13 protein-coding genes are annotated in these 24,898 nt (G+C 68.7%); 4 read left to right on the top strand and 9 right to left on the bottom strand.

All coding sequences use genetic code 11. The annotated features are described in order from the left end of the window. Positions 1 to 330: 330 nt before the first annotated feature. Together FOF48_RS04995 and FOF48_RS04990 are read left to right on the top strand one after the other, a co-directional pair. Positions 331 to 2,982 (top strand): carboxypeptidase-like regulatory domain-containing protein, encoded by a 2,652-nt coding sequence (locus tag FOF48_RS04995; RefSeq protein WP_255441903.1) that lies wholly within the window; start codon positions 331 to 333, stop codon positions 2,980 to 2,982. 36 nt (positions 2,983 to 3,018) lie between these two features. Beyond that, a complete protein-coding gene (locus FOF48_RS04990) occupies positions 3,019 to 5,727 on the top strand; it encodes a carboxypeptidase-like regulatory domain-containing protein (protein ID WP_143898955.1) in 2,709 nt (902 codons plus the stop codon). A gap of 97 nt (positions 5,728 to 5,824) precedes the next feature. Here the strand turns inward: FOF48_RS04990 and FOF48_RS04985 are convergent, their stop codons facing one another. Both FOF48_RS04985 and FOF48_RS04980 read right to left on the bottom strand, forming a co-directional pair. Further along, positions 5,825 to 7,642 (bottom strand): hypothetical protein, encoded by a 1,818-nt coding sequence (locus FOF48_RS04985; protein WP_143898954.1) that lies wholly within the window; start codon positions 7,640 to 7,642, stop codon positions 5,825 to 5,827. A gap of 17 nt (positions 7,643 to 7,659) precedes the next feature. After that, positions 7,660 to 11,742: a M4 family metallopeptidase gene (locus FOF48_RS04980; RefSeq protein ID WP_186001772.1), complete on the bottom strand. Its 4,083-nt coding sequence runs from the start codon at positions 11,740 to 11,742 to the stop codon at positions 7,660 to 7,662. Between the two features lie 562 nt (positions 11,743 to 12,304). Between FOF48_RS04980 and FOF48_RS04975 the strand changes: the two genes are divergently transcribed. Further along, the gene (locus tag FOF48_RS04975; RefSeq protein ID WP_143898952.1) at positions 12,305 to 12,934 is read left to right on the top strand and encodes a glutathione S-transferase family protein; all 630 of its coding nucleotides are present in this window, start codon (positions 12,305 to 12,307) and stop codon (positions 12,932 to 12,934) included. A gap of 51 nt (positions 12,935 to 12,985) precedes the next feature. On the opposite strand, the gene FOF48_RS04970 is transcribed toward FOF48_RS04975, so the two are convergent. From FOF48_RS04970 to FOF48_RS04955, 4 genes are all read right to left on the bottom strand, one after another. Further along, positions 12,986 to 14,995, bottom strand: coding sequence for a hypothetical protein (locus FOF48_RS04970; RefSeq protein WP_186001797.1), 2,010 nt, complete (start codon positions 14,993 to 14,995; stop codon positions 12,986 to 12,988). A 153-nt stretch (positions 14,996 to 15,148) separates the two neighbouring features. Beyond that, on the bottom strand, positions 15,149 to 17,395 hold the full coding sequence (locus FOF48_RS04965) for a hypothetical protein (protein ID WP_143898951.1): 2,247 nt from the start codon (positions 17,393 to 17,395) through the stop codon (positions 15,149 to 15,151). 633 nt (positions 17,396 to 18,028) lie between these two features. Beyond that, a complete protein-coding gene (locus FOF48_RS04960; protein ID WP_143898950.1) occupies positions 18,029 to 19,123 on the bottom strand; it encodes an ankyrin repeat domain-containing protein in 1,095 nt (364 codons plus the stop codon). Positions 19,124 to 19,547: 424 nt separating this feature from the next. Continuing rightward, a complete protein-coding gene (locus FOF48_RS04955) occupies positions 19,548 to 20,087 on the bottom strand; it encodes a hypothetical protein (RefSeq protein ID WP_143898949.1) in 540 nt (179 codons plus the stop codon). Positions 20,088 to 20,567: 480 nt separating this feature from the next. Between FOF48_RS04955 and FOF48_RS04950 the strand changes: the two genes are divergently transcribed. Then, positions 20,568 to 20,996, top strand: coding sequence for a YciI family protein (locus FOF48_RS04950; protein ID WP_143898948.1), 429 nt, complete (start codon positions 20,568 to 20,570; stop codon positions 20,994 to 20,996). 287 nt (positions 20,997 to 21,283) lie between these two features. Here the strand turns inward: FOF48_RS04950 and FOF48_RS04945 are convergent, their stop codons facing one another. From FOF48_RS04945 to FOF48_RS04935, 3 genes are read right to left on the bottom strand one after another with little or no spacing between them, the layout of a single operon-like run. After that, a complete protein-coding gene (locus tag FOF48_RS04945; protein ID WP_143898947.1) occupies positions 21,284 to 22,489 on the bottom strand; it encodes an aminotransferase class V-fold PLP-dependent enzyme in 1,206 nt (401 codons plus the stop codon). After that, positions 22,470 to 23,780 (bottom strand): phenylacetate--CoA ligase family protein, encoded by a 1,311-nt coding sequence (locus FOF48_RS04940; protein WP_143898946.1) that lies wholly within the window; start codon positions 23,778 to 23,780, stop codon positions 22,470 to 22,472. The genes FOF48_RS04945 and FOF48_RS04940 overlap by 20 nt, the downstream gene beginning before the upstream one ends. After that, positions 23,780 to 24,886 carry a TauD/TfdA family dioxygenase gene (locus FOF48_RS04935; RefSeq protein ID WP_143898945.1) on the bottom strand — a complete coding sequence of 369 codons (1,107 nt, stop codon included), beginning with the start codon at positions 24,884 to 24,886 and terminating at the stop codon, positions 23,780 to 23,782. Before FOF48_RS04935 ends, FOF48_RS04940 begins: the two co-directional genes overlap by 1 nt. Between the last annotated feature and the right edge of the window lie 12 nt (positions 24,887 to 24,898).

Raw genomic sequence — 24,898 nt, 5'->3', positions numbered from 1 at the left:
AGAAATCCGCCGCGACGGGACCACGACGGCGCTGCGGCTCTGCTGAATCGGGGTTGCGCGGCCGCCCGCGAGCAAGTGCGGCACTTGAACGAGCACCGGCGGGATGGGTCGAAAGGCATAGGTCTCTGCCCAATTCTCGATCGAAGCATGGACTGCTCATTCGCCGTTTCGCAGCCTGCGAATGGGACATCACCTGGCAAAAGGCAGCCTGCTGACCCTCCGGTTGGCTTCGCCACGCCCGGACGCACGCTGCTATCCTGACCGCGCATGCGCTCCAGGATGACATGGTGGTGGGCAGTCTCGCTCCTCTTCGGATTGAGCGTGGCGTGTGTGTCCATTCAGAGCGCGACAGGCCTCGAAGCAAGCGTGCCCCCTGGGGGAACTCACTCCACGCGCCCCCTGCCCTCGCCTCCCCTGGGCTCGCTGCGCATCACCGGCGTGGTGCGCGACGCACGAGGCCCCATCGCAGGGGTGGAGCTGTCCGCGACGCGCGTGGACGCCGACAGCCTGTCGCAACGTCCATGTCCGCACCCGGACCGCGCCCTTCCATTGCAAACACCGCTCGAGCATTGCTTCCTGGAGCTGGCGGATTCCACCGCGCGCCTCGTGGAGGCCGGCGCGGGGGAAGCGCCCCTGTTCGCGCGGACGGTGTCGGCCGCGGATGGCTCCTTCGTGCTCGAGGGACTACCGCCAGGCGCCTTCACGCTCTGGGCGCTGGGCGACACAGGCGCGGCGATGCGGCCGGAGGTGCGGGCCGGCAGCGAGGGCGTGGCCGTCATGCTGGAGGAAGGCTTCTTCCTCTCCGGCGCGGTGGCGGCGGACGACGCGCGCACGCCCATTCCTGGGGCATGGGTGACGGTGGTGCACGAGTCCACGTCCCGCTTCTTCCGCGTGCTCGCGGACGACCAGGGACACTTCCGCATCGGTCCCCTGCCGGCAGGGCGCTACCTGAAGGTCGCGGGTGCGGAGGGCCGTGTCGCCCGCGCCTTCCGCGAGGACGTCTGGCTGAACTCGGCGGTGGAGGTGACGCTCGGTCTCAAGCGGCAGCACCGGCTCGATGGCGTGGTCCTCACACCCGAGGCAAGCCCCGCGAGCGGGCTGACCGTCCACTTGCGGCCCAACTCAGAGTCTGGCGAGACGGTGACCTCCCGGAGCGATGCCCAGGGACGGTTCGCCTTCGACGGTATCCCTGCCGCGGAATACGTGGTCTGGGCCTGGACCGACGGCCAGACCGCGTACGGCGACAGCCGGGTGACACCGCACCGGAGCGCTGTCATCCGGATGCAGCCCTGCACGTTCATCGAGGGCACCGTGAAGAGCACGCAGGGGCGTCCCCTGCGCGATGTGCGCGTGCAGGCCCTCACGGGTGGCACGGGTGACTCGCTTCCGCCGGAGACCGTCACCGACGAAGCCGGCCACTACCGGCTGGGCCCACTGTGCGAGACCTCCCTCGAACTCTCTCTGAAAGGTGACCACTACCGCGTTCGACGCGAGCAACTGCTCCTGGATGGAGCACGGACCCGTCCGTGGGACTTCACCCTCACGCCAGGGCTGTCGGTCGAGGGCTTCTTGGTCGATACCGAAGGCAAGCCTGTCCCCAGCGTGTCTCTGGCGCTAGGAACAGCTCACGCTTCCGGTGGATTCACCCTCGCGGCAACGAACTTCGAGGATGCGCTCGGCAAGTCCGACGAGGCGGGGCGCTTCGTCGCGGGTTCGCTCGACGCAGACAGGAGGGACCTCAACATCGAGCCTCAGGGCTTCATCCCCGTGACGATCCCCGTACAGGTACCCTCCGCAGCGGTCCGCCTGGTGCTGGACCGGGGGGCCTCCGTTTCTGGCACGGTCACGGATGCGACGGGCCAGCCGCTGCCCGAGGTGCGGATCGGTCTCTGGGATTCAGCGGCTCCGAGCAGCCGTCCGCAACCCGACTTCCTCTTCACGGACAAACACGGGGCCTTCTCGCTGAGCGGACTGAAAGGGAGCCACTATGTGCTGGAGGCCTGGCATCGCACGCCGGGCGCCGTGCAATGGGTTTCCCAGACGCTTGTTCTGGAGGAGCGGGCCCACACGGACGTGGCCTTGCGGTTCGATGAGGGCCGGACGCTGCGCGGAATGACGACGGATGCCGCGGGCCTGCCCCTCCCAGGGGTCTGGGTCCAGGCCTGTCTCTCTCCCGACGACTCTTCCGCGGGGAAGGTGCGCGAGCTGAGTTGCGTCCTCACCGCGGACGACAGCGTGCGCTCCGGCCCGGATGGCCGCTTCACCCTCAGGCACCTGACCGCGCCGGTGTATCAGCTCGTCGCCACGAGAGAGGATCTCCGCCTCTCGCCCAGCCTCTCCCGGGGTGGGACGCCCGGCCCGCTCTCCCTGCGAGTTCCAGCGGGAGCCAACGACGTCCGGTTGGTCATGGAACCCGCCCCCCGGCTGAGGGCACGGGTCGTGGATCACGACGGCGCGCCCCTCCCCAGCAAGATCTGGGTGGAGGAGGCCAACACCGTCGTTGCGTGCCCGGGTCCGTCCCACGAACTCTGGATGGAGGAACACCGCCCGGATGGCCGCTTCGCCATCCCCCTACCGGAGGACCGGACCTGGCATGTGACCGTGAGCGCGAAGGGCTTCCTTGGGCTCGAGCGGTACATCGAAATGAGCCCCGGTCAGGACATCGACCTGGGGACCGTGAAATTGCTCAGGGGCCGGAACGTCCGGTTCGTCGTCCTCGATGAAGCAACCCGCGCGCCCCTCGCTGGAACACGCGTCTCCATTGAGCTGAGCTACGGCCTGGATGTCTGGCCGTACGTGGTTGCCATACCGCCATCCTTGCGCGGGAGCCTCGACACGGCGGGTAGCATCGAGTTCGAGGACCTGCCCATCTTCCCCATCCACTTCAAGGTCATGACGGAGCCGGGGCTTCCCTATCGGGAAGGCATCGTGGATTCACGGCAGGAGGTCATCACGGTGACGCTGCCAGCTCCGGGCCGCTGAGCCGGACGGGCACATCGACCAGAGGGAGAGACACGCATGAAGAGGGGGCATCGCCGGGCAGCGTTCCTCGTCGTGGGCATCGTCGCGGCGCTGCTCCTGGCCTGCTTTCTGCGCGCAGGGAAGGATGCTTCGCGCCATCCGGGCCGAAGCACCTCCGGCGGTCCTGCGCGCGTCCCTCTCTCCATGACGGGCTCCTTCGCCATGGCCCCCGAAGGGGAAGCTCTGCGCATCAGCGGCGTCGTGCGCGATGCGCAGGGTCCGGTCGCGGGCGTGCAGGTGTCCGCGTCTCGCGTGGACGCGGACACGCTGTCGGAGCGCCCCTGTCCGAAAACCCAACCCGACCATCGGCACTCCGCGCAGCGGATGCGGCAGGAGAACTGCTGCTTCCAGGAGGTGGCGTCGGAATACGCGCGCCGGGTGGATGCTCGCGAGGGTGAAGCCCCCGTGCTTGCCCAGACGGTGACCGCGGACGATGGCACCTTCGTGCTCGATGGCCTGTCCCCCGGAGCGGTCACCCTCTGGGCCTTGGGAGACAGCAGTGCGGCCGTGCAGCCGGACATCGCCGCAGGCAGCGACGCAGTGATGCTGACGCTGGAGGAGCGCGTGTTCTTCTCCGGAACGGTGGTCGAGGAACTCACGCGCATTCCCATTCCAGATGCGCGGGTGACGCTGATCCACGAAGCCGGGTCCCGCTACTTCGATGCGCTCGCGGACGACCAGGGGCGCTTCCGCGTCGGCCCCCTGCCCCCGGGTCGCTACCTGCGGGTCGCGAGCGCGCAGGGATGGCGGACGAAGGCTTTCCGCGAGGACGTCTGGCTCGACGCCGACGTGGACGTGACGCTCGAGCTTCAACGGAAGGCACGGCTGGAGGGTCGGGTGCTGACGCCCGAAGGGCTTCCCGCCAGTGGCATGAGCGTCCATCTGAGGCTCGCGGAGGAAGCGGACGACACCTCGACCGCCCAGAGCGATGCCCAGGGCCGGTTCGTCTTCGAGGAGGTCCCCGCGCTTCCGCACCTCCTCTGGGCCCGAACCGAGCAGGAGGCCGCCTATGGCGACGCCAAGGTGACGCCGCCCGAGTATGTGGTCCTCCAGATGAGGCCCTTCGGATTCATGGAGGGGACCGTCAGGGACGAGCAGCAAAGGCCGCTCGCCGGTGTGCGCCTGCGCGCGAATGGCCCGCGGTCGGATGGCCAGCCTCCACCCGAGGCGCTGACGGACGCGGCAGGCCACTACCGTCTGGGCCCCCTGCTGGACCCCTCCGTCAACCTCTTGTTGCGGCGAGAGCACTACCGCGACCAGCGACAAAGGGTCCGCCTGGGGGGTGCCCATGAAGGGCCGTGGGACTTCACGCTCGCGCGAGCCATGCCAGTCGAAGGCCAGGTGGTCGACACAGGAGGCATGCCGCTCGCCGGCGCCCAGGTGAAGCTGGTCATGAAGAAAGACGCCCCTGAATGGCGCTGGGGCCCGGCCATTCCCGCGGAACAGGCAGCCGAGTCGAACGAAGCGGGCCACTTCACCGTGGACGGCAGGGCCAGTGCCACCGGCCTTCTCTTCGTCACGGCCCGGGGGTTCCTCGACCTGGAGTTGCCGGTGGAGGTCCCGTCGACAGGCGTCCGGGTGGTGATGAACCGCGGCGCGTCCGTGTCTGGCACGGTCATGGATGCGACAGGACGGCCCCTGTCCGATGTGGACCTCCGGCTCTGGAACACCGCGCCCCAGAGCGGAGACGCCCGTACCACCGCCGTGAACACGCAGGGCGCCTTCACATTGGACGGCCTGGAGGCAGGGCACTACGTCCTGGAGGCCCGGCGAAGGACGCCCGGCATCGAGCACACGGCTTCGCGGCCCGTGGACCTGGAGGAACGGCAACAGGCCACCGTGTCCGTGCGTTTCGACGAAGGGCGCACGCTGCAGGGGACGGCGGTCGACACCGACGGATATCCGCTGCCCGGCGTGCGCATCCAGGCCTGCCTCCTGCTGGAGGACATCCCCGCCTGGCAGGGCCGCGCCCCCGACTGCACCGTCAGGGGAGAGGGCGGTGTCCTCTCCGGGCCGGATGGCCGCTTCACCTTCAAGCACCTGACCGCGCCGGCCTACCAGCTCATCGCCTGGAAGCAAGGCCATGCCTTCGCTCCCTCGCGCTCCCGAGGAGGAACGCCTGACGCCGCCGCCCTGCTTGTCGCGACGGGACAAGAAGACGTCAGGTTGGTCCTGGAGCGAAGACCCCATCTGCGAGGACGGGTCGTGAGCGACGACGGAGCGCCGCTGCCCTGCGACATCTGGGAATGGGATCTCGGGATGCTGCACGCCCCGGCCGGAGCTTTCGACCTCCCACTGCCAGAGGATGGCCCCAGAAGCATCACGGTGTGCGCGAAGGGTTTTTTCAATCTCCAGCGGGAGTTCGTCGTGAGCCCTGGACGTGACATCGACCTGGGAACGCTGCGGATGAGCCGGGGCCGCAAGGTGCGATTCACGGTCTTGAACAAGACGACACGCGCGCCCATGGCTGGCATCAGCGTCGACATCATCCCGACCGCGGACGCGCCTCTGCGCGGCCCCCTGCCGCATCCATTCCATTCCGGGCGCCTCGACGCGGAAGGTGGCGCGGAGATGGAAGGGCTGCCCTTCGAGGCCATCTCGTTCTTCGTCAGTCTGAACAGGGAGTCGAGCGACGAGGGAACGAACGTGCTCCTGGATGCGACCCAGGAGACCGTCACGGTGCTGCTGACCGACCCGGACGGCTGAGCCAGACGAGCGGCGCTCCTGGGCCCGCGCACTTCGGAAAAGAAAACGGCGGCCTTCCCTGGGGAAGGCCGCCGCTCTCACTGCTTCGGACTCCGGACTACTGCGCGGTGGTGATGGTGCCCACCGCCACGGTGATGGCCTGCAGCGAGCCGGAAGCCGGCAGCGCGTGCGCCTTGAGGACGTTCAGAGGCACCACGGAGCCAGCCGGCGTCTGGGCGCTGGTCTGCACCGACAGCGCCACGGACAGCAGCGCGCCGTCGTACGCGCGCGCCGGAGCGCCCTTCTGGTACACGCCCACGCTCAGCGTGCTGCCCTTCACGGCAGACTTGAGCAGCTGGGGCGCGGCGCCAAGCTCGTAGCCACGGTTGGCCACGAACTCGGAGCCGTCCACGGTGGCCCAGGACGCGGTGGCCGCATCCAGCCCCAGCTTCAGGTCCGCGCCACGGCCGGACTGGCCCGTGGGGCCCACCAGGTCCAGCACCAGCGTGTTGCCCGAGGACAGGGTGGCGTTGCGAACCAGGCGCCAGCCCGTCCCCACGGGGTCCACGTAGTTCACCGTGCCGGCGACGGGCACGGTGATGACGGCGGAGTCCTTCTTCGACGCATCCGCCACGCTGGTGGCCGTCACGGTGTACGTGCCCGGCTTGCTCGGCGCGGTGTACGCGCCGGCGCTGGTGATGGTGCCGTTGGCTGAACCGCCCTCGACGGACCAGGTCACCGCGACGATGGAGCTGCCCGTGACCGAGGCCGAGAGGTTGACGACGCCGCCCTGGACCACGGTGGCCGTCTTCGGCGTGACACTCACCTCCACCGTCGGAGCGACGACGGGGTCCACGGTCAGGGTGGCCGAGTCGGACTTCGTGGAGTCCGCCACGCTGGTGGCCGTCACGGTGAACGTGCCCGCGCGGCGCGGCGCCCGGTACACGCCCGTGCTGCTCACGGTGCCGTTGTCGTCACCGCCCACCACGGACCACAGCACCGCGACGTTGTTCGTCCCGGTGACCTGCGCGGACAGGGAGAAGGCCGCATCCTGCGCCACCGTGCCCGTCTTCGGAGAGACCGTCACCGCCACCGTTTCGACGACGACCGGGTCCACCCGGATGGTGGCGCTGGCCTTCTTCGTCGCGTCCGCCACGCTGGCGGCCGTCACGGTGAACGTGCCCGTCTTCTTGGGCGCGCGGTACACGCCCGTGCTGCTGACGAAGCCGTTCGCGTCGCCACCCTCCACGGACCACAGCACCGCGAGGTTGTTGGTGCCGGTGACCTCGGCCGTCAGCTGGACGGTGCCATCCCAGGTGGTGCTCCCCGACGTGGGGCTCACCGTGACCGCCACCTCTCCGACGACGACAGGCTCCACCGTGATGGTGGCGGAGGCCTTCTTCGTCGGGTCCGCCACGCTGGTGGCGGTCACGGTGAACGTGCCCGCCTTGTCCGGCGCCGTGTAGCGGCCCGTGCTGCTGACGGTGCCGTTCTCGTCTCCACCCTCCACGGCCCACTCCACCGCGGTGATGGAGGAACCGGAGACCTCCGCCGTGAGGTTCGTGGCGGTCCCCTGCCCGATGGTCACCACCTCCGGCGTCACCTTCACGATGACCGTCGGAGTCTGGACCGCCTCCACCTTGACGGTGGCGGAGTCCTTCTTCGAGGTGTCCACCGCGTTGGTGGCCACCACGGTGTACGTGCCGGCGGCGGCCGGCGCGATGTAGATGCCCGAGCTGCTGATGGTGCCGTGGGAGTCGCCTCCCTCCACCGACCAGAGGATGCGCGGGTCCTTCGAGTCCTTCACCGAAGCGCTGAAGGTCGTCTTCTCACCGGCCTTCACCGTGACGCTCTTCGGAGTCACCGTCACCGGCCCCGAATCGGGGTCGGAGCAGGCTGCCAGCGCTCCAATCAGGAGCGGAACAATGAGCTTCATCCACGTTTTCATGGGGATTACCGTCCGAACTGGCTGACGAAGAGGGTGATGTCGTTGTCGTTCACAGAGCCGACGCCGTCGAGGTTCGTCTCCTCGGAGCCGTTGGTGCCGTAGTCCTGCGCGAGCAGGCCCATGTCCTCTCCGTCCACGACGTTGTCGCCATTGATGTCGCCCGTGTAGACCCGGAGGGCCGCCACGGCCTTCGCCGTCGGTGCCACGACGCTCGCCGCGGACACGTGGCACAGGCCACGGACCCCCGGCGCGGTGTAGACACCGTCCGCGCCGACGGTGCCGCAGACGCGGCCTTCCGTCACGGCCCAGGTCACCGCCGTGTTCACCGCGTTCGCCACGTTCGCCTGCAGGGCGACGGAGCCACCCACCGGCACCACGTGCTGCGCCACCGCGAACTCCACCGTGACGGGCAGGAGCGTGAAGGTGGTGGTCGCCTTGGACCAGTTGCCGTAGGCGTCATACGCCACCGCCTCGAGGACGTGCTCCCCCAGCGCCAGCGGAATCGTGAACAGCGGCAGCGTGTACGGCGCGGACGTGCTCCGGCCCTTCAGCGCGCCATCCACGTAGAACTCCACGTACGTCACGCCCGTGTCGTCGGTGGCCTCGGCCCGCATCGTGTAGGTCTCGAACATGCCCTCCACGCTGGCGGTGATGTGCGGCGCGCCCTGGTCCTGGATGGTGGAGTTGCGCACCTCGAAGTTCACCGTGCGCTCCGTGGTGTTGCCCGACCGGTCCGTCGCCGTCGCCTTGAACTGGTGCGGGCCGTTGGTCAGGGTCTTCGTGTCGAACGCCTTGGCGTAGACGCCCTCGACGTCCGTGAACGAGCCCACCGGGGAGCCGTCCACCTGGAACGCCAGGGTGGACGTCCAGACGTTGTCGCGCACGGTGGCCTTGAGCTGCACCGTCCCGTAGCTGCCCTCGACCGCCGCGGAGAGCGTGGGGGCCTGGATGTCCGCCTGGGTCGAGGTGACCAGGTTGACGTCGTCGAGGAAGAACTGGACGTCGCCGTCCGGCACCTGCATGGCCGCCGTCTGGTCCACGTCGAAGAACAGCTGCACCGTCTGGCCCTTGTACGCGGACAGGTCGAAGCGGTGCTGGACGTACTCCGCGTGGGTGTCATCGACGTTGGAGAGCGTCTTCAGCGTCGCCAGCTCGGTGCCGGCGGAGTCCCGCACCTTCGCGCTGAAGGTGTGGTGGGGCAGCGAGTCGGTGAACCCGCCGTTGAAGATGCGCAGCCAGAAGCTGAAGATGGCCGAGGTCGAGGTCGCCGGGATGGCCACGGACTGACGGACGGAGTGCCGCACCGGCCCCGAGGTCCAGAAGATGTAGAAGCGGCTGCCCGTGTGCGCGAAGGACGCGCTGCTGTAGATGCCCGTCGAGCCCGACACCGTCGTCGCGCTCGTCCAGCTCCCGGAGGTCTCGAAGCTGGGATTGAGCACGCGCTGGGCGGCGGTGCTGTCCACGTAGAACGTCACCGCGGGAGAGTCACCCACGTTGCCGCCCGCATCCGTGGCGCGGGCGACGAGCGTGTGCGCCCCGGCCGTCAGCGTGGAGAGGTTGACGACCCGGGTGAACGACTTGACCGAGTTGCCCAGGGACACGCCGTCGACGAGGAACTCCACCGCGTTGACGAAGCCGTTGTCGGACACCTCCGCGAAGTAGCCCGCGCGCGTGCCGGAGATGACCACGTTGGCCGCCACGCGGGGCGCCTCGACGTCCGCCGCGCGGGTGACGCGCAGCGAGAAGTCATCCAACTGGAAGTTGGTGGCGAGCGAGGCGTTCTCACTGCCCTCCGCGAAGATGCGCACCGTCTGGCCCGCGTAGGCCGTCAGGTCCAGGCTCTGCTGCGCATAGCCCAGCGTCGCGTCCAGGTTGGACCACGTCGACAACGTCCCCAGCACCGTGCCGGAGGTGCTGCGCACCTGCAGCGTCAGCGTGTCACGCACGGCGGTGGTCGTCGTCTCGGCGGTGGTGATGTTGAGGAAGAAGGTCAGCGCGGCCTTGGTGACGTCGGCGGGAATGGTGACGTCCTGCCACAGCCGGTCGACGTGCGTCGTGCCGTAGCCGTTGAGCCACGCGAAGCCCTGGCCGGTGCGCGGGCCGGAGGAGACCGGGAAGTTGATGTTCGACGGGTCGTCCGTCCAGCCCAGGGTGTTCTGTTCGAAGCCCGGGTTGATCAGGAGCTGATCGAAGCTGTTCGCGACGGTGAAGCTCACCGGAGCGGACGCGCCGGAGTTGCCGGCCGCGTCGAACGCGACCGCCACCAGCGTGTGCGCGCCGTTGGACAGCGAGGTCGCGTCCAGCGAGAACCGGTACGGCTGGGCGAGGACGTTCCCCGCCAGGCCGCCGTCGACGTAGAACTCCACGCGGGTCACGCCGACGTTGTCGTCGGCCTGCGCCTGCAGCTGGATGTCAGGCGCGCTGCCAGAGGTGCTCGCGCTGACGGTGGGGGCCGTGCGGTCGTCGTACGTCCCGGCGGTGTAGCCCACGTTGATGGCCGCGAAGGCGTTCTGCACCGCGCGGTACTCGTTGGACTGGGAGCCGAAGAGGTCCGCGGCGGCCTGGAGGCCGCTGGTGCGGGCCGACATGTAGTTGGACGACGGGAACAGGTAGGTGGTGAGCGCGCGGTACCAGATGGCCGCCGCCTTGTCGTTGCCGATGCCCCTCATGCCCGCGGGCAGGTAGGTGCTGGAGTAGTCGGTGCCGACGGACAGCGGCTGCGCGCCCTGGGACAGGAAGTAGAAGGCGCGGTTCATCGGGCCGCTGCTGTAGTGCACGTCGACGTTGCCGATGCTGGGGAACCAGGCGTCCGCGCTCGCGCCGTCCAGCGACGGGCGGAACATGACGCGCAGCGGGAAGTCGCTGAGCTGCTCGGCCATGAGCCAGTTGCCGCCGGTGTCACCAATGGTGCTGCCGCGGCCGTTGGCCACCCAGAACTCCGTCAGGGTGCCGAAGATGTCCGAGTTGGCCTCATTGAGGCCGCCGGACTCGCCTTCGTAGATGAGGCCGGCCGTGTGCGAGGTGACGCCGTGGGTCATCTCGTGACCCGTCACGTCGAGCACGCCCATGGACCGGAAGCCGCCCGCGGCCGGATACGAGCCGTCGCCGTAGCTCATGCAGAAGCAGCCGTCGCTCCAGAAGGCGTTGTCGTAGAGGTTGCTGGCGTGCACCCGGTTGTAGGTGGGCGAGCCGAGGCCGTCCACGCCGTTGCGGCCGAAGATCTTCTTGTAGAAGTCCCACGTCGCCAGCAGGCCGAAGTGCGCGTTGACGGCGGCCGTCTGCCCGTTGGTGCTCAGGGTGTTGTTGGCGCCGACGATGTAGTTCTGCCCGTCGCCCCAGACGTTATCGACGTCCGTGTAGAGGGTCAGCGTGGGGACGACGCCGTTCTGAACCGCGGCGTGGTTCACGTCGTAGGTGCGAATGCCCTCGCCACCGGCGCGCGTGACGTCGCGCAGCTCGAAGAGGCCCTGGTCATTCTGGAAGACGTCCAACGAGACGTCACCGCTGTACTGCGAGTGGCCGAGGCCCTTGGCGGCGGCCGTCTGGAGCGAGTTCCACTTCTTCAGCACGTCGCCCGAGTTCGCGTCGATGATGAAGTCCGTGTGCTTGACGCCGTCCTTCGCGTTCTCCAGCTCGGTGTGCACATGGTACGCGAGCCGGTAGCCGGTGACCTCCGTGTCGAAGTCCGCCGCGTTCTGCTCCGCGACCGGCTTGCCGGGGTAGCGGTTCACGAGCCGCGTCTGGGGATAGACGACGAGCTTGCTGCTCGGCGTGACGCCGAACTCACCCTTGGGCGCCAGCTCCTGGGTGGCCTTCGTCACCGCGGCCTTCGCGTCCAGCGAAGGCGTCACGCTCAGGCGGATGCCCTTGCGCAGGCCGTCGGCGGTGATGCGGATGTCCCCCGCGGACAGTCCCTGGTGCGTGATGGCCATGGCGCCCCATACGGGGACGCCCTGGTATGTCTGCGCAAAGCGCGCGTGCGTCTGGCCAAACGCGTCCGTGCTGGAGCTGGACAGCTGGAAGTCGTCCCGCGAGCTCAACCCGAGCTTGAAGCTCTGCGCCTTGAGGTTCGCCAGGGACTCCGCCACACGGGCTGACTCCCGAACCTGGAGCTGGGCCAGCGTGGGCGCGGAAACGGGGGTGAGTTTCTCAGCCGCGAGGGATGAGCTCGCCGAGAAAAGACCGGCTAGGAGCAGAGGCCACCGGGGCCACGGCTTGGACATGGAATTGACTCCACACACTGCGTTCAGGGGAACTCCCGCCGTCAGCACCCGTGGTGGCGTGCCGCCGCCGGAAGGATCACGCGCATGGCGGAGGGCCCGTACAGCCTCAGACCTATCCCCCCGTACGTTCCATGGTCAGCGTAATTGTCCGCCAGTATACAAGGTCGCTTCCCCAATGAAACGGGGGGGAGGCCTGATGGTCACGAAAGGGCCACGGGAGCCACACGGAGTTGCGGCGGCTTCACGTTGGGTCCTTGGAGAACGGGTGACGCGCCTCGACGTCGCACTGGCGGGCTGACTCCCGCAGCGCCTGCCGGAGTTCCTCCAGGGTTTCGAAGGTGGGTGCTTCGGAGGATTCCTGACATGCCCTTGTCACTCCAGATGGGTAGCTACGGCCCATCAACCCGTGTCGCCCAGGAGCCCTGTCATGAAGCTCTACTTCCACCCCCTGTCTGGAAACTCGCGCCGCGTGCTGCTCGTGGCGACCCACCTGGACATTCCCCTCGAGCGCATCCTGGTCGACCTGCCCCAGGGCGAGCAGCGCGGTGCGTCCCACTTGAGCCGCAACCCCAACGGGCGCGTCCCGGTCCTCGATGACGACGGCTTCCTGCTCTGGGAGTCGCGCGCCATCATCCAATACCTGGCCGAGAAGACGCCGGGGCAGACCCTGCTGCCGACGGACGCCCGCGGCCGCGCCGATGTGAGCCGCTGGCTCTTCTGGTGCTCGGCGCACATGGCCCAGGCCAACACCATCCTGGTGTTCGAGAACTTCGTGAAGGTGCGGACGGGCCGTGGGTCGGCGGATCCCTCCGAGGTCGCGCGGGGCGAGGCGCTCTTCGCGCAGCACGCGCAGGTCCTGGACACGCACCTCGCGGGCAAGGCGTGGGTCGCGCAGGAGCGGCTGACGCTCGCGGACTTCTCCCTGGCCGCGTCGTTCGCCCTCGCCGGTCCGGCCCGCCTGCCGCTCGGGGACTACGCGAACATCCGCGCCTGGCTCGGGCGCGTGCAGGAGCTCGATGCGTGGAAGCGCACCGCGCCGCCCATGCCGCAGGTGTGACGTGATGCGCGTGCGGCCCGGGCTCATGAGCCCGGGTCGCGGCCCGTGGTGTCAGTCGTCGTTCTCGGTCCTGACGTCGGGCTTCTTGCATCCCGGCGTCATGCACACCCCGCCCAGCATGAATGATCCGCCGTACGCGGGCTGGAGGTCCAGATGGCGCGTATGGATGCGAACGGTCACGGAGGGATGCTTGCAGCGCAGCGCCATGGCCGGCTCATGCCCCTCCTGGGAGACCGGCAGTCCCCCGAACTGAAGCGCGAGTCGCGGGCCCTGATGTTGACGGGTGACGAAGCGCTCGAAGCGCCACGGCACGAAGCCACGGGGATACGGCTTTCCGCTCGCTTGAGGGTCCTCGTATTCGATGAAGACGTTCGCGGGTGACTTCGTGGGGCGGGCCGGCGGCGCGGCGCGAGCGAACAGCATGGCCCGGTCACACCGCTCGCACTCGTAGAAGCGGAGGGTGCGTCCTTGCGTTCCCTTGTCGAGCGCGGGGACGTGAAACACCTGGCTCGGCTTCACCCGCCGGTTGCACTCAGGGCAAGCAGCGAGGGCCTTCACGTCCGCGGAGGAGGGCCGCGCCGGCTGGACATCCCAGCTTCGCGCACCCGTCAGCCCGAAAGGCGCGGGGTGGAGCCGCGCCTCCTCCGCGCGCTTGAGGATGACCTTCGGAAACGCCTTCGCGCGCTGGACGGCCTTGAACTGCCCTGCGAGCCAGTCCCCATCCACGTCCTCCAGTTCGGGCCGGTGTCCGTCCACCAGCCATTCGACGGCCGCGCGGGAGAGCTCGTTGAGCACGTCCGGCGTGGAGAAGGCCTCCGCGTCCGGGTCACCCGCCTCCTTGAGCACCGCCACGAGCCCGTGGACGGGGGACTTCGCCGCCGCCGCCCGCCGCTTCAAGTACTCGCCAAAACCCTCTCCGGAACTCAAGGCCCTCTTGTCGACCTCCTGCTCGCGGAGCTTTCGCTCCTTCGCGCTGAGCAGGTCCGGAGCGATTGCCTGGAGCGCCTCCAGGAACTTCGGGGCCAGCCCCCCACTCGCCTCCCCGAAGCGCTGGATGAAGGTCAGGACGCCGCCGATGAACTCGGGATGCTCTGTCTCTGGCAGTGAGCTTCCGGTGACCTCCGCCGCCGCCAACCACCCGTGCTTCAGGCGAATCACGGAGGCCAGCTTCTGAAACCGGGGCCCCTGCTCCTTGGCCAGTCGCTCCAGACTCCTGCGCGCCGAAGGCCTAGGCTCCTTCAGCATGAACGAGCACCACGTGGCGAAGTCCGCCTCCGCCTCCAGTCCCGGGAGAGGGTAGCGCTTCGGCCACGTCTCGAGTTCCAACATCAGCGAGATGATGCGCGACAGCGCACCGCCCTTCATGAGCGTGAGCCCCGCCTTGGGCAGCAGCTCGTCGAAAGTCAGCGCCTCGAACGCGTTGCGCGGCCGGAACACGTTCGCCAGGAAGACGTCGTGTTCCGGCAGCGGAATCTTCAGCTCCATCAAGCGGGCGCGCAGAGTCCGCAAGCGCTTGTCGTCCTCGGGCCTCTCTTCGACGCCGATGGGCGCGGTGAAGTCTCGCGCGCAGTGGGCACAAGCCACGTCGGCCGGAGCGGCGGCCGTACCACACGAACAGCGCAGCGTATCGAGGCGGGGAGGCACGTACTTCAGGACCTCCTCCCGGCAGTTCCTCTGCAGCAAGAGGAAGTCGGTCTTCACCCGCGCGTCCTCTGGACGAACCGGGCGCGCGCGCGTCTTCCCTTCCCAGAGAAAACACCGCACCTCCCCATCCAAGGCGAACTCCGCCAGCTCCCCACGTCCCCCCAGCTGCACGGTCAGGTCGAGGAGCGACACCATCAGCGCGCGCTGCGCAGGAAAGTCAGCCTCTGGCACGGCACCACGGATTTCGCTGGGAGGGAGGCCCGCGCTCAGATCGAACAGAGGACGCTGCCGCAGCTCTTCGATAAACGCCTCGGCCGTACCGGCCCACCCCTCCAACTGGCCCCGGGACCACTTCTTCTGAGCGCTGTAGGCGACGTCGAGTCGAACCGCCAGCCCCATCAACCCCTTGATTCTCACGTGTACGCCCCCAACTTGAACTCCAGGAACAACATCCCGCGGATCTCAAGCACGCCTACCTATCAGCAGGGGTCCTCGCACGGAAAGTCCTAGCCCGGGCACGGGCTCAACCCCTGCGTGCGCACGGAGAACGTGGGCACGCAGGAGAGACGGCTACCCGCGCGCGACCTGCTTCGCCAGGTGACGCACGAGCGGCACGGAGAAGCCGACGAACGGGTTCGCGCGCTCACGCCCCAGCTCGGGGTGACGCCGCAGCGCCAGCAGCGTCCAGGCCAGCAGGGCGTACCCTTCGTAACCGCGCCACTGAGCGTCCTGCCTCGACGCCCAGCCCTCCAGGACTCCCGTGACGAGCTCCCGCATGTTGGCCAGCGACGCCTCTCGCACGGCCCCCTCGGTGAGCCCTGTCAGCGCGTCCTCCAGCATCAACTGAGCGGCCGTCGTCCGCGTCTGTCCGCCCACTTCGCTGAACAGGGAGGCCCGCGTCCGCTGCCGGGTCTGTTCGTCCACCCCGGTGTACGTGAACCGGGTGATGCGGTTCGCATCCAGCATCGACACCACCTTCTCCCGGGTCTCCGCGTCCGCGCCCTCCGCCAGCCGGCCAAGCGCGAAGCAAAGCGCGGGGGAGTCCGAGGGCGCCCACTGGTTCGCCTCCACCTTCGCCACCAATGGCGCGAGGGCCCGCGTCTCACCCAACGCACCCAACGCGAAGAGGACCGCGTCGTGCAAGGGGATGGGCGCCTCCGACCCCACGTCCGTCACCTGGGTGTCCAGGTATGGCAAAAGCACGTCGCCCGCCGCGGGGTCGCCCAGCTCACCGAGCGCGACCGTCAGCGCGGCGAGCATCTTGTTGCGCGCGGAGTCTCCCTTCTGGGGAGGATGCGCCTGCACGATGGACAGCAAGGCCTTCGCGTTCGCCGGGTCCCCCACGCCTTGCACCAGACGGATGAATGCGTGGCGCTTGAGATGGAAGCGGTCGACGACCTTCGCCGCGTCCCTCACCCACTCCACGCTGCGAGGCTCGGCCCACTCCGCGAGCACATCCAACGCGATGATGCTCGAGCGGTCCTCCTCGTTCCGGGCACGAGCCGCCAGCAGCGGGACCAGCCGGCGGTCCCCCTCCGCGATGAGCCGGGCGATGACCGCCTCGTCGCGATACCCCTCCTCGTTCGTCCACGTCGAAAGGAGGGAGAGCGAGGGCGCCATCGAGGCATCCTCCGCGTAGGCCCTCTCCACGGCGGCGAGGACCGCGGCGTCCTTCGCCGACGCCCAGGCGAACGCGTCCAGCGTGCCCTCCTTGGCGGCGCGCGCGACCGGCTCCTGGGCCGCGGCGACGGCCTTCTCGAAGGCCCGCGCCCCTGCCTCCGGGTCCCACAGCTCCAGCGCCATCACCCGCGCACGCAGGGCATGCACGTCCGGGATGATGCCCAATTGCTTGCGCCCCGCGCGCAGCTCCTCCATCAACGTGACGAGGTCCTTGATGAGCGGCGCCTCGCTCAGCCGGCTCAACTCCAGGGCCTGGGTGAGCCGCGCGTCGTCGCCGGAGAAGAAGCTGGCCAGGCAGAAGTAGAACGCGGCCGGGGGGAAGTGCTTGAAGCGCTCCACGCTCGAGGCCAGCAGCTCCTCGGTGAGCGGCTTGTTCATCTCCAGGTTGAAGGCGCCGCGCAGCTCCCTGTCGGAGGCATCCACCTCCGTGAGCAGCGTCGCGAGCCAGCCTCCGCGCAGGTCGTTGTTGTAGGCCGGCGCCACCTTGGCCCTGTACGACGCCACCTCCGGGAACACGTCCGCGAAGAAGAGGTCTCGTACGCAGCCATCGAGCGACTTGCCTGCGGCCGCGAACGTCGCCGCGTCCACCTCTCCTCGTCGGTGGGCCCGTACGAGCGCCGCGCGGAACACGAGGGCGTCGAGGTCGGCGGCCTGCGGCGTCTCGAGCACCTCCGTCTCGTGGCTGTAGAGGTAGATCTGCGCACGCGCCGTGCCGCGTTGAGGCTCACGGCCATACATCCAGATATCACCCGCCGAGGTGGATCCGATTTCGACGACGCCGGTGAGGAGCTCCTTCCACAGGGGCCGGTATTGCTGGGCGGCCACGATGCGCTGTTCGGCCAGGTTCCCCGTCCTCGCCAGCCGGGGCGCGTACGAGCCGGGTGTGAACTGCGCGAGCGCTGGCGGCGAGCGCGCGGCGAGAGGCGCGAAGAGCCAGGCCAGGTCCGAGGGAAGCGGCGCGCCCCAGAGCTGGAATGCCTCCGTCACCGCCCCATCCAGGGCCTCCGCCTGCGGCGAGCCGTCCGAATGCGTCTCCACGAACGAGGGCCAGCCCTCCTTCAGGAAGTTGCCGACGTCATTCCAGGGACGAGGCAGGTCCTGCGCACCCTCGGTGGACTTCGTCTCCGTCGTTGCCATCCGCGCAGGCTAGCAACACCCCGCCAAAGGGGGGATGTTCGCGGCTCCATGCCGCGCCCATCCCCCTGCCGCACGAGAACGGTGGATTACGCAGAGCTCTTGTCGGAGCAACCCAACGCGCTGTCGCCGGCGATTTTGGCGGGTGATGGGCCATTACAGGGAATGTGGTTCACCCTGAACGGGCAAGCCACCTCCGACCACTGCGGCGGGCCTTGATGGTCGTAATACCCGCCGCCGAGGATACCCCCGGGCGGGCGCGCCTCTGCCGGCATGCTCCAGGTGACGGCGCTCAGGGCGGCCAGGGGCGCGAGCAGGGGAATCCTCGACATGAAACGAGCCAGACGCGATTACATAGACATCCGCAACCTCCATCAATGATTCACATAAAAAGACAACCCACGACTGACCACGGGACGCGTCCCTCGCGACGAGCGCGCCGCTGGCGCTCGGAGGTGATGCCCGGTGGCGAAGAGGGCGCCAAGCCGAGCGCGACCCCGCCCTGCCCCACCAGGGCCCCGGCAAGAGCTCCAATCCGCCCATGCGGCGGCCGCGGCCTCATGCATCCCATCGCGGCCTGGGGCACCGAACGTCTCGGACAGGAGCGCCCGATTCATCCGGACGCTCCGAGAGGGCTCACTTCCGGAAGACGGGGAGGCCCTTACTGATGCGCTCGAAGAGCTTGCGCCTGTCGAGCCGGGGCTCTTCCTCGTCGTCCATCTCGAAGACCTCGTCGACGAAGAGCGCCTGCAGCTCTTCGTGCACGCCCGCTCCGTCGCGATAGCGCTCGAGGTCGAAGTGGTGGGGAGATTCGACGGTGGAGAGGAAGGCGTGGTCATCCTCGATGACGACAGCGGCCCGGATGCGCGCCGCTTTCAGCATGTGGTCGTTGTAGTAGCCGAGCACCACGTCGCGCGCCTCGAGGATGCCTCCGATGGAGAGCTCACCACTCGTATGGAGCGCGTGGCACTTCACGTCGCCCAGGACGTTCACGAGCGAGTCGCTGCCGCGGTCCCACACCACGCCGTGCACGAGGACGCTGCCCGTCACCGCGAATGGCCCGTGGATCCGCAGGTGTCCATCCACCTCCAGGTCGCCATGGTGGAAGAAGGCTCGGTCCAGCGTGAGGTCCCCCTTCAGGTGCGCCTTTCGCGGCGCCATCCCGAGCGTGTCCCGCAGCACCTTCAACATCGCCAGCGCCTTGCTGGGCTCGCCAAGGCTGTGCAGCCCCCCGGCGACCTCCTGCGCCGAGTTGGGCGTGTGGCGGAACGAGAGCGCTCTTCCCTGTGCCTCCAGCGCCTGAAGCAGCGCGTCGCCATCCACGGGGAAGGGCGCGAAGGGGTCGGCGCTTCGCTCAAAGGGGATGCGCGGCTTGCCTCCAGCGGCCTCCAGGGCCTGGAGGACGGCGTCGAAGTCGGCGGTGCGCCCGCTATACACGACCCAGCGGTCCTCCTGCTTGAGCCGCGCCGCGGCGAGCGGCGTGCGTCCGAGCCCATCGATGGCGTTCACGTCCGCGCCTCGTTCGAGCAGGACCTGGGCCACGGGAGCCGTCCCGAACTCCGCGGCGGCATGAAGGGGCGTCATCCCGGACGCGTCGCGCGCGTTCACGTCCGCGCCCCGCGCCACCAGGTCCTTCACCGTCTCCGCATGGAGCTCTTCGTTCCAGCGGCTCCTGTCCGCGCACAGCGCGAGCAGGGCCTGGGTCGCATCACCGTTCGACGTCGCCGACATCCATGTCCTCAGGGGGAAGGTGGAACTCAGAAGCAAGTATCCATGGCTCCCCTGGGTGCGCCCATCCGAAGTGCGTTCGCTGCGACGCAGCAGGTCGAAGCCCCACCCGCTGGGCACCGAGGGACCGGGTCCGCGGCTTCAGGAAGGGCGCCGCGCTCGGTGCGCTTCGTGATGAAGGACGGACAGGGAGTGCTGGACGCCCGCGCGCGGGATGCCGATGCGCAGGCAACGGGGGCACTCGCCGCGCCGTGAAGAGCACAAGCCGCGAGCCCGCATCCGGCACCGGGGCCTGACCGATGGCGTGACGCCGGAGCCTCTCACGATGCCCATGGATGGAGCAGGCCGTGAGCCTTGGGGCGGGAGTCCTCGAACGAGGTTTCTCCCGCCCCCAAACCTCATGTGGACCGAGGTGCGAGGCGAAGCCTCACGGGAACGCCGCGACGGTCGGCGGCGTGGTGCTGGTGAAGAAGTCCACGAAGGTCGCGGTGTAGTGGCTCCCGCTGCCGCTCTCTCCATAGATGACGCCGGTCTTCGAGCCCGAGACGGTCACCGTGGTGCCGTCCGCGGCGATCGCCACGTTCTCCGACACGATGTTGCCCGCCCCCAGGTAGACGCCCAGGCTGTTGCTCCGGATGACGGTCAGCGTGGCCGGGTCCACCTGGTGCACGCTGAGGGTGATGGGCGAGCTGCCACTGACGCTCGACTTCTTCGTGTAGCTCGCGGCGAGTCCCAGCGCGTTCACCGCCACGGACCGCGTCGGCTCATAAATGACGGACGTGCCCAGGGTCACGGTGCCGTAACCATACCCACACGACGGGATGGGCTGGCGGAAGAGCTTGATATCATAGACAGTCGGCGTCACGCCCGACTGTGGATAGGCGGAGATGCTGTAGATGCATCCATCAAGCGACGCGGAGGACACCGCGGACTCTTGCTGCGCCAGCGCGTCGTCCTGCCCGGTCATCCCATCTCCCCCGCCGCAGGCAGTGAGGAGAGCGGCGGCACAAAGATAGACAGCCCGTTCGAAGAATCGCATCGTACAATAACTCCTTGGCTCGCGAAGAAGCGCGGGGAAAGTAACAGCAATGCGATTCTCTTCGTGGACAATCTGCGTTCATCCACTCGTTCATTGATGACACCACGGGGGCCGCGATGACCCGGCGAAGGAGCACCGCCGCGCAGCGAGCCGCGTCAAGGGAGCGTGGCTATCTCTTCGAAGGCACCGCCCAACGATGCATGTTCGGGAACCCGAAGCCTCGCATCCAGAGTGAAGGCCCTCGCCCCCTGGTTTGCCCGCGTGGAAGTCCGGTGGGCCTTGGCGCCCGGAGGAGCGACCTGGGTGTGACGCGCCGTCCCTCTCCCACGGAAAAATCCGCATCGCGGCTGTCGATCCGGCGGCGCGCTGTTCGTCGTCGCATCGGATACGCCAACAAGGAGACTCGCGATGAAGGTCATGATGATGGTGAAGGCGACGCAGCAAGCCGAAGCGGCCCAGAAGCCCACCCAAGAGGCGCTGGTCGCGATGCACCACTTCAACGAGGAGTTGCGGAAGGCAGGCGTGCTGCTCGACCTCGCCGGCCTCACGCCGATGAGCCGCGGCGCGCGCGTGCGGTACAGCAGGACCACATGCAGGGTCATCGATGGCCCGTTCGTCGAAGCCAAGGAGCTGATCGCCGGCTACAGCCTGATCGAGGTCAAGACGTTCGCCGAGGCACTCGAGTGGGCCATGCGCGCGCCGTTCCACCTCCTCGTGCCAGAGGGCGAGGAGGTGGAGGTCGAGCTCCGGCCGCTGTTCGACCCGACGGAGTTCGACGTGCCGGGCGAGGCCGAGGAGCGAGCGAAGCGGCTCGGCGAAACGCACAGCAAGGCGTAGACCTCTGTCTGACACGTCAAAACATGAATCGTGGCGTTCTCGCTCCTCTTCTTGTCAGGAGCCGCCATGGCCCAAGACACGGCGGACCCGGAATGGACAGAGGCCGCGGACGCAGACTGCACCCAGGCGGCTGGAGCTCCCGCGAAGGCCGTCCGCCTCCCCAATGGCTCCCCCTCTATCAGGTCTATGATTGTGACTCCCCCGCCGAGACCCATGCGAGGGGTGTGTAGCAATCATGTCCGCGGGACGTAGGCGGTGGATCGCGGGTTGGCGCGCCGCGCCGGCCCCTACCGCGCCAGGAACACCACCAGCTCGTCGAGGGCCTGGAACAACCGCTCCAGCTCCTCCGGCGTGTTGTAGACGTAGGCCGAGGCTCGCAGGACCTCTCCGCTCGCGGCGGCATCCACCATGGGCTGGGCGCACAGGTGCCCGCTCCTGCACATGATGCCGTATGAGTCACTGAGTGACCGCGCGACGTCCGACAGGTCCTCGCACCCGCGGATCCGGAACGTCGCGATGGCGCAGCGCTCCTCGGCGGTGCGCGGCCCCAACAGCTCCACGTAGTCCCGGGACAGCGCGCACCTGAGCAGGGCCTCCGTCAACGCTCGTTCATGCGAGCGCTGGCGCTGCTCGCCCAGCTGCTCCAGATAGCCGAGCGCCGCCCCCAGCCCCAGCACGGAGGCGATGGCCGGCGTGCCTGCCTCGAAGCGATGCGGGATCTTCCGCTCACGGGAGCCTTGCGTGTCCACCCAGTCCACCATCCCACCCCCCACCATGAGCGGCCGCAGCCCCTCGAGCGCCTCGCGCCTCCCGAACAGGCACCCCACCCCCGTGGGTCCCAGCAGCTTGTGCCCCGAGAACGCCACGAAATCCACCGCGCTCCGGGACACGTCGAGCCGGACGTGAGGCAGTGACTGCGCGGCGTCCACCACCACCACGGCGCCGCAGGCCTCCTTCGCCGCGGCGGCCATCGCCTCGATGGGCGCCATGGCGCCCGTGACGTTGGAGCAGTGCGTGAGCGCGACGACCTTCGGCCGCGACCGCAGCAGCTCCTGGTAGTGCTCCAGGTCGACGCGCCCCTCCCGGTCCACCTGGACGAGCTTCAGGTTCGCGACGCGGCGCCAGGGCAGCAGCTGCGCGTGGTGCGAGTCCAAGCTGCCCACCACCACGTCGTCCCGCGAGAGGCCCAGCCCCCCCGCGACCAGGTTCAGGGCCTCGGTCGTGTTCTTGACGAACACAACCTCGTTTCCATACGCCCCCAGGAACTGGGCGACCTTGGAGCGCACCCCCTCGTACTGGTCCGAAGCCTCCTCGGAGAGGTAGTGCTTGCCGCGGTGAATGTTGGAGCCGTTCTCCGTGTAGAAGCGCGTGATGGCCTCGATGACCGCGCGAGGTTTCAGCGTCGTCGCCGCGTTGTCGAGGTAGGTGATCCGCTGGCCGTCGATCCGGCGGGTGAGCGCGGGAAAGTCTTCTCTACAAGCAGGCGCTTCCACTCGGGCCTCGCTGGACGTGGTTCATGGCGACCGCTGACACGCACGAGATGAACTTCCCTCCGCGGTCCGACGGCAGGTATTGGGTCGCGGCGAACTTCAGGTGAGGGGTCTTCAGCGCGTCCCTCAGCCGCTCGGCCAACCCGGCCTCGAGCCCGGCGTCCGCGCGCTCGTTGCGCAGGAACTGGAAGGAGAACGCGTCCTCGTGCGTCTGCTCCATGCGATACAGGTCCATCCACGGCGCGTCCCCGACCAGCGCGTCCAGCTCCCGAGGCGTGAGCACGGTGCCCTCCTTGCGCCAGAGCATGTTCTTCGCCCGCCCCTCCGCGAGGACCACGGGCAGCGGGTTGCCGCAGGGGCAGCGCTCCGCGCTGAAGCGGTAGAGGTCGCCCGTGGCGTACCGGATGTGCGGCGACAGCTTGTCCTCGAGCGTGGTGAGCACCAGCTCGGCCAGCTCGCCGGGCTCCGCCGGGCGCCCATCGCGAATGAACTCGACGTGGTAGTCCCTCGCGTTGAGGTGCAGCTTGCCCTCCGGGCACTCGAAGCCCAGGTAGCCGAGCTCCGACATGCCGAGCATGTCCGCGACCGGCACCTCGGGCCCGAAGCACTCCTGGATCTGCCGGCGCGCCACCCGGGTGCAGAGCGTGTACCCGGAGTTGATACAGAACCCGCGCGTCTTGTGTGGCGCCCTGCCCGCCTTGCGCAGCTGCCGGATGAGGAACGCGAAGTGCGTCGGGTCCACGAACAGGAAGTGGGGGTCGTACTCGGCGATCTCGTCGAGCGCCCTCGACGCCAGCTCCGGCGGGGTCGTCAGCAGGTCGTGGTACACGGGCAGCACGAGCGTGCCGTCGGCCAGGAGGCGGTCGCGCATCACGCTGTTCGGATTGGAGCACTCGACGTCCGAGCAGTTCGGCGCCGCGTAGCGGCACGTGCGCAGGCGCAGCCCGGGCTTCCAGAGGGCCTCGAACCGCGGGTTGATCTCCAGGCACGTCGCCTGGCGGCGCGCGAGGTCGTAGGAGAACACGACGCTGACCAGCCGCTCCCCCTCCGTGCCGGAGCTCTGGAAGCGCAGGACGTGACGGCTCCGGAGGTTGTACCCGGCCGCGATGACGCCTACGGGAAAGCTCCGGCGGTAGTCCACCTTCTGCGTCGGCGGCAGCCGCAGCAGGTCCGCGGGCTCCCGGATGTCCGCCGGGACGAGCCCGGCCCCGTCCATGTGCTTGCGGAAGAAGGCGACCTTCTCGTACGCGTACTGAATCTCGCGCCGAGCGCGCTCGAATGTCGAAGCCGCCATCAGTCCCTCGTGGGCGGGCACGCGGCGGTGCCCTGGAAAGAAGGAGACTCGGGCCCCGGACCCGCGCCGCCGGGAGAGGACATGCCCACGACGATCCTGCGGGGTCCCGTGAACGGGCGGCGCCCGTGCGCCACCAGGAGGTTGTCCACCATCAGCACGTCCCCCTCCTGCCAGGGGAAGACCACCTCCTCCGCGCGGTAGGCCTCGCGGATCTCCTCAAGCACCGGCGGCTCGATGGGCGTCCCGTCGCCATAGCAGGCGTTCCGGGGAAGCTCCTCGGGCTCGAACACGGCCAGCAGCGCGTCTCGCACCGCCGGCTCCAGGCTGGAGAAGTGGAACAGGTGCGCCTGGTTGAACCAGACGTCCTCCCCCGTCACCGGGTGGGTCAGCGTGGCCTGGGCCACCTGGGAGGTCCGCAGCCGGCCGCCGTCCCTCCACTCCACCGAGATGCCCATGGCACGGCAGTAGGCCTCGACCTCACGCCGGTCGTGCGTCTGGAACACCTCCTGCCATGGGAGATCCAGCTGCTCCCCATAGTTCCGCACGTACATCACCCCGGTCCGACGGAACCGCTCCCGCACCGAGGGGCTGATGCGCGCGAGCACGCGGCGGCTGTCGGCGAGCGGGGTCTCACCTGCCTGGGCCGGCGCCTGCATGCAGCAGAAGTAGATGCGCTGCGGCCAGCCGCGGGCGTAGGCCTGCTCGTTGTGCAGCGGGATGGTCTGCTCCGGCGGGTACTCCGTCGAGGTGAAGATCCGCCCGCTGACCCGGGTGCGCGGCGTCGAACGGTGCGTGTACTCGAGCAGCGCTCCCGAGAGCTCCCCGATGAGCTGCTCGAACCCGGCGGGGGTCAGGCCGCTGAACCCCCGGAAGAGCACCGCGCCGTGCCGGGCCAGCGCCGGGTCCAGCAGCTCGCGGTGGCCGGTGGCATAGGTCAGCAGGCGCATCCCCGGGAGGGTGGGCTGCACGGCGAAGGGCAGCGACCGGTCCGGCAGCAGGAGGCCGCCGCGGACCAGCGACTCCTCCGAGAGCTTCACCGGCTTGCGGCGCGGCCCCGGCCCAGGGAAGGGCGGCGCCTTGGGATGGTCTGAACCCGACTCACTCATGCTGGACTCTCC

Source organism: Corallococcus sp. Z5C101001, assembly GCF_007352635.1.
In the GTDB taxonomy this organism is placed as follows: domain Bacteria; phylum Myxococcota; class Myxococcia; order Myxococcales; family Myxococcaceae; genus Corallococcus; species Corallococcus silvisoli.
The sequence above is the reverse complement of the archived record's forward strand: the minus strand, read 5'-3'. Positions and strand labels throughout refer to the sequence as shown.

Coding starts and splice junctions, on each gene's coding strand:
- FOF48_RS04990 (WP_143898955.1), top strand. CDS start 3,019: ATGAAGAGGGGGCATCGCCGGGCAGCGTTCCTCGTCGTGGGCATCGTC.
- FOF48_RS04985 (WP_143898954.1), bottom strand. CDS start 7,642: ATGAAGCTCATTGTTCCGCTCCTGATTGGAGCGCTGGCAGCCTGCTCC.
- FOF48_RS04975 (WP_143898952.1), top strand. CDS start 12,305: ATGAAGCTCTACTTCCACCCCCTGTCTGGAAACTCGCGCCGCGTGCTG.
- FOF48_RS04965 (WP_143898951.1), bottom strand. CDS start 17,395: ATGGCAACGACGGAGACGAAGTCCACCGAGGGTGCGCAGGACCTGCCT.
- FOF48_RS04960 (WP_143898950.1), bottom strand. CDS start 19,123: ATGTCGGCGACGTCGAACGGTGATGCGACCCAGGCCCTGCTCGCGCTG.
- FOF48_RS04955 (WP_143898949.1), bottom strand. CDS start 20,087: ATGACCGGGCAGGACGACGCGCTGGCGCAGCAAGAGTCCGCGGTGTCC.
- FOF48_RS04950 (WP_143898948.1), top strand. CDS start 20,568: ATGAAGGTCATGATGATGGTGAAGGCGACGCAGCAAGCCGAAGCGGCC.
- FOF48_RS04940 (WP_143898946.1), bottom strand. CDS start 23,780: ATGGCGGCTTCGACATTCGAGCGCGCTCGGCGCGAGATTCAGTACGCG.
- FOF48_RS04935 (WP_143898945.1), bottom strand. CDS start 24,886: ATGAGTGAGTCGGGTTCAGACCATCCCAAGGCGCCGCCCTTCCCTGGG.